Source organism: Stenotrophomonas sp. 05L44_2, from assembly GCF_056665995.1.
In genome coordinates this window covers 1-7996 of the sequence record NZ_JBFTNR010000102.1, presented here as the reverse complement: position 1 = coordinate 7996, position 7996 = coordinate 1, and the positions used below count along the sequence as shown (strand labels likewise).

The 7996-nt window shown below is 67.1% G+C and carries 7 protein-coding genes; 2 read left to right on the top strand and 5 right to left on the bottom strand.

Going from position 1 to position 7996, the window contains the following annotated elements; all coding sequences use genetic code 11:
* Positions 1-51: 51 nt before the first annotated feature.
* The 4 genes from AC1VAN_RS05515 to AC1VAN_RS05500 form a co-directional block, all read right to left on the bottom strand.
* Positions 52-1854 carry a DUF885 domain-containing protein gene (locus tag AC1VAN_RS05515; RefSeq protein ID WP_154881230.1) on the bottom strand — a complete coding sequence of 601 codons (1803 nt, stop codon included), beginning with the start codon at positions 1852-1854 and terminating at the stop codon, positions 52-54.
* A gap of 76 nt (positions 1855-1930) precedes the next feature.
* Positions 1931-2446: a cytochrome c oxidase assembly factor Coa1 family protein gene (locus AC1VAN_RS05510; RefSeq protein ID WP_032976843.1), complete on the bottom strand. Its 516-nt coding sequence runs from the start codon at positions 2444-2446 to the stop codon at positions 1931-1933.
* 25 nt (positions 2447-2471) lie between these two features.
* Positions 2472-4697, bottom strand: coding sequence for a S9 family peptidase (locus tag AC1VAN_RS05505; protein WP_442251313.1), 2226 nt, complete (start codon positions 4695-4697; stop codon positions 2472-2474).
* Between the two features lie 213 nt (positions 4698-4910).
* On the bottom strand, positions 4911-5600 hold the full coding sequence (locus AC1VAN_RS05500; RefSeq protein WP_480985412.1) for a glutathione binding-like protein: 690 nt from the start codon (positions 5598-5600) through the stop codon (positions 4911-4913).
* A gap of 113 nt (positions 5601-5713) precedes the next feature.
* On the opposite strand from AC1VAN_RS05500, the gene AC1VAN_RS05495 reads away from it, so the two are divergent.
* A complete protein-coding gene (locus AC1VAN_RS05495) occupies positions 5714-6340 on the top strand; it encodes a TIGR00645 family protein (RefSeq protein WP_032976840.1) in 627 nt (208 codons plus the stop codon).
* Positions 6341-6541: 201 nt separating this feature from the next.
* Positions 6542-7549: an energy transducer TonB gene (locus AC1VAN_RS05490; RefSeq protein ID WP_025877557.1), complete on the top strand. Its 1008-nt coding sequence runs from the start codon at positions 6542-6544 to the stop codon at positions 7547-7549.
* 74 nt (positions 7550-7623) lie between these two features.
* Here AC1VAN_RS05490 and AC1VAN_RS05485 read toward each other — a convergent pair whose 3' ends face one another.
* A complete protein-coding gene (locus tag AC1VAN_RS05485) occupies positions 7624-7878 on the bottom strand; it encodes a hypothetical protein (protein ID WP_105164841.1) in 255 nt (84 codons plus the stop codon).
* Between the last annotated feature and the right edge of the window lie 118 nt (positions 7879-7996).

The window sequence follows — 7996 nt, the reverse complement described above, 5'->3', positions numbered from 1 at the left end:
GGCCGGCAACCGCAGGCAAAGGCAATGCCGGCCAGCGGCCGGCACTACCGGTCAGTTCTTCCTGTATTTCGGGACGAACTGCTGCTGCACGGCTTCGGCCAGCTGGTCCGGCGGCAACAGGCCCTGGTCGAGCAGGAAGTTGTTGAACGCCAAGCGGTCGAACTTCGCGCCCAGTGCCAGCTCGGTCTGCATGCGCAGTTCGAGGATGCGGGTGTAGCCGTAGAAGTAGCTGCCCGCCTGGCCCGGCATGCGCACCATGTAACGGTCCAGTTCCTGGGTGGCCATCGCCTTGGACAGACCCACCTGCTCGATCAGCACGCGCTCGCCGTTGGCACGGTCGGTCAGGCCGAGATTGAGCATCGGGTCCAGCATCGCGCGGGCGGCACGCAGCAGGCGGAACTGCAGCGCGATCATCTGCCCGTCCAGCGGCTCGTACGGCACCATCTCCGCCTCGGCATACAGCGCCCAGCCTTCCACGTTCACCGAATTGAACGCGAACATCGTGCGCGCCAGCGACACGCCACGCTCGACCATCGCGGTGAACTGCAGCTCGTGGCCCGGGCGGCCTTCATGCGCGCTCAGCGTCCAGGCCGCCGAACCGAAGTTGAAGTCGTCGTACTGCGCACCCGCACCGGCGGCCGGGTTGCCCAGCGGCAGCACGAAGGTGCCCTGCTGCCCGGTGTTGTTGACCAGCGGCGCAGGCAGGAAGTGCGGTGCCGGGCTGGCAGCGCTTTCGGCAGCCGAGCCCAAGCGCATCTGCATCGCGCGCTGCGGCACGTCGACGATGCGGTGTTCTCGGATCAACGGATCGATGGCATCGATCACCTTGCGGTAGTGGCCTTCAAGCTGGTCATCGGCAATCTTCTCGCCCTTCAGCGCACGGATCACCGCCACCGGGTCGCTCGGATCACTGACCTTCAGGCCCTTCTCTTTCACCACCAGCGGCGCCAGCTGGCGCATCGCCGAGCGGGTTTCCATGAACTCCAGCTGCGCGCGCTGCATCAGCAGCTTCGGGTCGATATCAATGCCGACCTGCTTGAGCTGGTAGGCGTACAGCGGAGCCGGCAGGCGCGCATCGGCACGTGCCTTCGGCAGCACCTCCTTGCGGGTCCATGCGGCGTAGTCCTTCATCTGTGCGGCAAGCGCCTTCATCGCCTCGTCGGCACCAGTGACCTGGTACTTCTTCAGCAACGACTCGATGCCGGTGATGTAGGTCTCGACGTTGTCCAGCGACTGCTGCACTTCGATCTTCGTCGGCTGCAGCAGCGTGCTGTCCTTCAACCGCTCTTCGTAACGCTGGCGGGCCAGCGTGGTGAACGCGGTGCCGCCCGGCTGCAGGCCCGCATACGCCTTGAGGCGATCGACCGCCTTGGCCCGGCGCTCGGCCGGCACCTGGTCGGACAGCAGCAGGTTGAGGCCGCTGAACACGCTCTGYGGCGCATCACGCCACGGCAGCAGGTACTTCTGGTTGAGCTCGCTGCCTTCGATGCTCTGATTGGCGGCGGCGATCATGATCTCCAGGTCCTGGCGGACGTTGGGATCCTTCTCGCTGGCCAGCTTGGCCTTCAGTTCGTCGCGGGCCTTGGCCATCGCGGCGCGGTAGCGCTGGTCGTTGTCCGGGCCGAGGTCGGCGACCTTGTCGTCATAGCCGGGCACGCCGAAGAAGCCGGTCTCCTCGGGCTGGAACGGCCCCTGCGCATCCAGCAGGATCTGCGCCAGTGCATTGCTGCGCGCGACCCAGGCCGGGCTGGCCGGCGTGGAGGCCTTGGCGGCCGGTGCGGCCAGGGCCGGTGGGGCCGACAGCAGCGGGGCGGCGGTCAGGGCCAGGGCGATGGCAAGCGCGATCGGCTTCATGGAGCACTCCAGGACAGGGTTGCCCGCACCCTACGCGCTCACGGCGGTGGCGACAATCGGCCGGAGGTCACGCCATCTACAACGCTGCCGTCAGCGCGCATTCGCCACGATCGCGACAGGCCTGCAGTTCGCATTCGCCGGCCGCCTCGGCATCATCCAGCGCGCTCAGGTCGAAGGTCTGCTTGTCTTCGGCCAGCACGTACATCACCGGGTAATCCCACACGTCGTCGCTGCGGGTGCCCTTCACGAACAGGCGGCCGTGCGCATGCGGCCCTTCCAGCGCCACGGTCAGGCCAACGTCGCGCTCGCCGTTGATGGCGGTCTGCATGCTGCCCAGCGGCAGCGTGCCGGCCTGCAGCGGTTCCCCGAACACCTGCACCAGTTCGACGCTGCAGCCGGCGCGGCGCATGGCCTCGCGCATCGGCGCACTGTCGTGCGCGGCCTCGGTCCAGCGCAGCAGGCTCCAGGCGATGGCGCCGCCCAGTGCGGCCAGGAACAGCAGCACCGCCAACGGCATCGCCCAACGCCAATGCCGGCACCACCAGCCGGAAGCCAGGGTGGAGGGCGCAGGAATCGGCGGCGGCAGGGTCATGGGCGGGCTCCTTCCCGGATGATGATCAAGGTTTCAGGCAACGCCCCAGGAAAGCTTCGGCAACGCGGTAGCGATGCAGTGCGTCGGCACCGGACAGGCCGTGCTTGGCACCGGGGTAGGTCATCAGTTCAAACGGCTGGCCGCGCTTCTGCAGCGCGCTCATCAGGCTGGTCGAATTGGTGAACAGCACGTTGTCGTCGGCCATGCCGTGGATCAGCAGCAGCGGCGAGCGCAGGCCCTCGATGTGGGTCAGCACGCGTGCTTCGCGGTAACCGGCGTCGTTGCGCGACGGCAGGTCCATGTAGCGCTCGGTGTAGTGGCTGTCGTACAGGCCCCAATCGGTGACCGGTGCGCCGGCCACGCCACAGGCGTAGCTGTCCGACGCCTTGGCCAGCAGCATCAGGGTCATGTAGCCGCCGTTGGACCAGCCCTGCACGCCGATGCGCGCCGGGTCCACCCACGGCTGCTGCTTCAGCCAGGCCACGCCGCGCAGCTGGTCGGCCACTTCCACCGTGCCCTGCTTGCCATACAGCGCGCCACCGAAGTCACGGCCGCGGCGCGGGGTACCGCGGTTGTCCAGCGAAAACACCACATAGCCCTGCTGGGCCAGGTACTGGTTGAACAGATGGTCGCCACGGCCAGGCCAGCTGTCGGTGACGGTCTGGCTGGCCGGGCCGCCATACACGTACACCGCCACCGGGTAGCGCTTGGCCGGATCAAAGCCTGCCGGCTTGATCACGCTGTAGTTCAGCGGCGTCCTGCCGTCGGCCGCGGTGAGCGTGCCGAATTCGACCGGGCGCTGCGCGTCGCGGTAGCGTGCATACGGATGCTTGGGATCGGCCAGATCGTTCTCGACCAGGGTGGCGATCTTCTCGCCACTGGCGCGGAACAGTTCGATCTGCGGCGGCGTGCTGTTGTTGGACCAGCTGTCCACGTACACGCTGGCGTTGCGCGCGAAGCTGGCGCTGTGCATGCCTGGCGCCTTCGACAGGCGCTGCGGCTGGCCCCCCTGCAGCGGGACGGCGTAGATCTGGCTTTCGCGCGCCGATTCGATGCCGGCACGGAAGTACGCCAGGCCGGCCTTTTCATCGACCGCCAGCAGTTCATCCACCGACCAGTTGCCGTGGGTCAGCGCGGTGGCCTTGCCCTTGCTGTCGATGCGGTACAGATGCTGGAAGCCGGTGCGCTCGGACGACCACAGCACGCTGCCGTCATCGAGGAAACGCAGGCTGTTGTGCAGCGGCACCCAGGTCGGGCTGGTCTCGTGGGCCAGCACGCGCTGCTGGTTCGAGGCCAGGGTGACTTCCACCAGGTCGAGCTTCTTCTGGTCGCGCGACTGGCGCTGGAAGCTCAGGTGCTGCGGATCGCGCCAATCGACGCGGGCCAGGTAGATGTCCTGTTCCTTGCCAAGGTCGATCCACTGCGTCTGCGCATGTTCGGCCGGCGAGATCACGCCCAGCTTCACCTGCACGTTGGCATCGCCGGCGGCCGGGTAGCGCTGTTCGATCACATCGGTGCGGTCGGCATAGACCTCGTAACGCTTCTGCACCGGCACCGGGCTTTCATCGATGCGGGCGTAGGCGATGGCCGAATCGTCGGGTGCCCACCAGTAACCGGTATGGCGATCCATCTCTTCGTCGGCGACGAATTCGGCGATACCGTTGCCGATGGTCGTGCTGCCATCACCGGTCAGCTGCATCTGCTTTCCGCTGGCCAGGTCGATCACCCACAGGTTGCGGCCGCGGATGAAGCTGACGAAGCCGCCCTTGGGCGACAGCTTGGCGTCGGTGGCAAAGCCTTCGCCGTGGGTCAGCTGGCGCACCGCAGCCTTGCCTTCCTGCTTGAGGTCGTACAGGTACAGCTCGCCGCCCAGCGGGAACAGCAGGCGCTGCGCGTCCGGCGACCACTGGTAGTCGACGATGCCGGTCATGGCGGCGATGCGCTGGCGCTCGCGGCGGGCCTTTTCCTCGTCGCTGAGGGTTTCGGTGCCGGGCAGCACCACCTTCGAATCCACCAGCAGGCGGGTCTGGCCGCTGCCGATGTCATAGCTCCACAGGTCCAGCTGGTTGCGGTCGCTGTCCTTGCCGCGCAGGAAGGTCACGCGCGAACCATCCGGCGCCACCTTCGGCTTCATCAGGGTCGGGCCGGACAACGGCAGCGGACCGGTGATGGCTTCCAGGGTGAGTTTTTCAGCGTGGGCGACGGTACTGGTGGCAAGCATGAGGGCGAGCGAGGCGAACAGATGGCGCATGGAGGGTCCCGGCAAACGGCAGGTCCGCCACCGCGACAGGCGCGGGACGGTCAGCGTCCATCCTAACCAAGGCGGTGCAGGAAGACAGCATGACCTTCTGCCCATGGCAGGGACCGAGCAAAGCACATCCGCCGGGCATGGCCCGGCGCTACCGTTGGCGGGCTGGGTAGCGCAGGGTCATGCCCGGCGAGCGCAGCGGCCTGCGCTGAATCCTCAGCGCTTGCCGAACAGGTGCCTGCGCTCTTCGTCGCTGAGCGGCTTGCCCGCGTCCGGGTTGACCTGCTGGCGCAGCGCATAGGCGCGCTGGGTCGCCGGGCGGGCGGCGATGGCCTGGTGCCAGCGCTTGAGGTTCGGGAACGCGTCGAAGTCCGCCGGCAGCTTGTCGTAGGCGCCAACCCACGGGTAGCTGGCCATGTCGGCGATGGTGTACTCCTCGCCGGCCAGGAAGGCGTGCTCGGCCAGGCGCTTGTCCATCACCCCGTGCAGGCGGCGCACTTCATTGTCGTAGCGCTCGATCGCGTACGGGATCTTCTCCGGCGCGTATACATTGAAGTGGCCCATCTGCCCACTCATCGGGCCCAGCCCGGCCATCTGCCAGAACAGCCATTCCAAGGTGGTGACGCGGCCACGTGGGTCGGCTGGCAGGAAGCGGCCGGTCTTCTCGGCCAGGTACAGCAGGATCGCACCGGASTCGAACACGCTCTGCGGGGCACCGCCGTCGGCCGGGGCGTGGTCGACGATGGCCGGCATCTTGTTGTTGGGGGAAATGGCCAGGAATTCCGGCTTGAACTGGTCGCCCGAACCGATGTTGACCGGATGGATGCGGTACTCCAGGCCGGCTTCTTCCAGCAGCAGGGTCACTTTGTGGCCGTTCGGGGTAGGCCAGTAATACAGGTCGATCATGGCGGCGGCTCTGGGGTACGGAAAGGAACCTGAAGTCTAGTGCGTGCGTTGGCTTGGCACCGTCATGGCGGGCCGGTAACCTCGCCTCTCCCCCGAAACGCAGCATCCTCCGCATGAGTGCAAACCGTCCGCCGCTCTCCCCGCTGTCCACCCTGATCTTCGCCTCGCGCTGGCTGCAGCTGCCGCTGTACCTGGGTTTGATCGTTGCCCAGTGCGTCTATGTGTTCCTGTTCGGCAAGGAACTGTGGCACCTGATCTCGCACTCGGTGTCGATGGGCGAGCAGCAGATCATGCTGATCGTGCTGGGCCTGATCGACGTGGTGATGATCTCCAACCTGCTGGTGATGGTGATCGTCGGCGGCTATGAAACCTTCGTCTCGCGCCTGCGCCTGGAAGGCCACCCGGACCAGCCGGAATGGCTGAGCCACGTCAACGCCAGCGTGCTGAAGGTGAAGCTGGCGATGGCGATCATCGGCATCTCCTCGATCCATCTGTTGAAGACGTTCATCGCCACCGGCGCGCTGGGCGGTATCCCGCTGTGCACCCCGGAGCAGATGAGCGTGGCTGCCGCCAACATCGGCGTAGCGCGCTGCTCGATGCTGACGGCCGACGGCGTCCTCTGGCAGACCATCATCCACTGCGTGTTCATCCTGTCGGCCATCGGCATCGCGTGGACCGACAAGCTGATGTCCGGCAGCCACGACAAGGCTGAGAGCCACGGCAAGTCTGCCGTCCATTGATCCCAATCCCGGTGGCGGTCCCTGTGCCGCCACCGGCCCGCTACGCCTGCCCTTGTGCGCAGGTGAGGCCGGGATGCTAGATTGCACCCTCGCTACAGGCGACGGTGACGCTGGGAAACGTCCCCCGCCACGCCCGGACCTTGCGTCCCGGCCATGCGTATCTACGTTTTTCGTAACGTCGTCTTCTTAGAGGGGAGCAGGATGTCGCACGTCGCAATGATCGCTGCCGCGCGCCGGTGGTTGCCGGTCGCTCTGGCTTTGGCCCTGGCTGCCTGCTCGGGCAAGGATGAAACACCGGCTCCGGCCGCGCAGGGCGCCGCCGCTCCCGCCGCTGCAGCACCAGCCGCACCGGCAGTGGCCGCCAAGGTGCAGTCGATGGGTACCGAGCAGCTGCGCGAATCGGCCAGCCAGGCACTGCGCGAGAACCGCATGTACGCCCCGGCCGGCGACAATGCCATCGAGTACTACCTGGCACTGCGCGACAAGACGCCGGACGATGCCTCGGTGAAGAGYGCGCTGACCGATCTTCTGCCCTACACCCTGATCGCCGCCGAGCAGCATCTGGGCCGCGAGGATTTCACTGAAGCGCAGCGGCTGGTCGCCCTGATCGAAAAGGTCGATGCCTCGGCCCCGGCCCTGCCGCGCCTGAAGGAAGGCCTGACCAAGGGCGTGCAGGTTGCCGCCAAGCGCACCGAAGACGAGACCGAGAAGGTCAAGAAGGACGCTGAAGACCGCACCAAGCAGCTGGCCGAGCAGCAGCGCCTGACCGAACAGCGTGCCAAGGAAGCCGAAGCGGCCAAGCAGATTGCTGCGCAGCAGGACGTTGCCCGCCGTGACAGCGAGCGCCAGGAAGCCGAGCGCCAGGCTGCCGCGCGTCGCGATGCCGAGCAGAAGCAGCAGCAGGCCGCTGCGCAGCAGGCCAACGCCGCCCGCCAGGCCGCGACCGCCGCTGCGCCAAGCCTGCGCCCGGTCAGCACGCCAGCCCCGCGTTACCCGGCCGAAGCACTGCGTTCGGGTACCTCCGGCGAAGTCCTGGTGGAGATCACCGTCGGCACCGACGGCTCGGTGACCAATGCGCGCGTACTGCGCGCCACGCCATCGCGTGTCTTTGATCGCGAAGCCCTCAACGCGGTCAAGCGCTGGCGCTTCGAACCGGTCACGGCCCCGGTCACCACCCGCCGCACGCTGGTGTTCGCACCGGGCGGCTGATGCCCAAGGCGGTAGCGCCGGGCCGCGCCCGGCGGTTCTGGAGCAAGGCCCGGCATGTCCGGGCCTTGTGCGTTTCAGGCTGCGCTGTCGATCAACCGTTGCAGCGCAGGATCACGCGCCGTCAGCACCTGGAACAGGCCCAGCGCGTGCAGCCCGGGCAGCAGGCCGCGCAGATCAGCTTCGGCGGCGGCACGGAGGTCGGCATCACGGGCCGGGTCCTGCCACTCCCGCACGGTGGCGAGAAAGGCGCCGACGCTGCCCTTGCGTACGGTGAGGCCGTTCACCTGCACCTCGTTCTGGTGGTCGGGAAGGATGTCGTGCGGCTGCATGGCGTGCTCCTGGGAGGTGGACGCCCAGTGTCGACGCTCGCCACCGACCGTTCTGCCGTATAACTGCCAATCGATATGGCAGAACAGACACTCCAGACACCACTGATCGATCCTGCAT

Coding starts and splice junctions, on each gene's coding strand:
- AC1VAN_RS05485 (WP_105164841.1), bottom strand. CDS start 7,878: ATGCAGCCGCACGACATCCTTCCCGACCACCAGAACGAGGTGCAGGTG.
- AC1VAN_RS05495 (WP_032976840.1), top strand. CDS start 5,714: ATGAGTGCAAACCGTCCGCCGCTCTCCCCGCTGTCCACCCTGATCTTC.
- AC1VAN_RS05505 (WP_442251313.1), bottom strand. CDS start 4,697: ATGCGCCATCTGTTCGCCTCGCTCGCCCTCATGCTTGCCACCAGTACC.
- AC1VAN_RS05510 (WP_032976843.1), bottom strand. CDS start 2,446: ATGACCCTGCCGCCGCCGATTCCTGCGCCCTCCACCCTGGCTTCCGGC.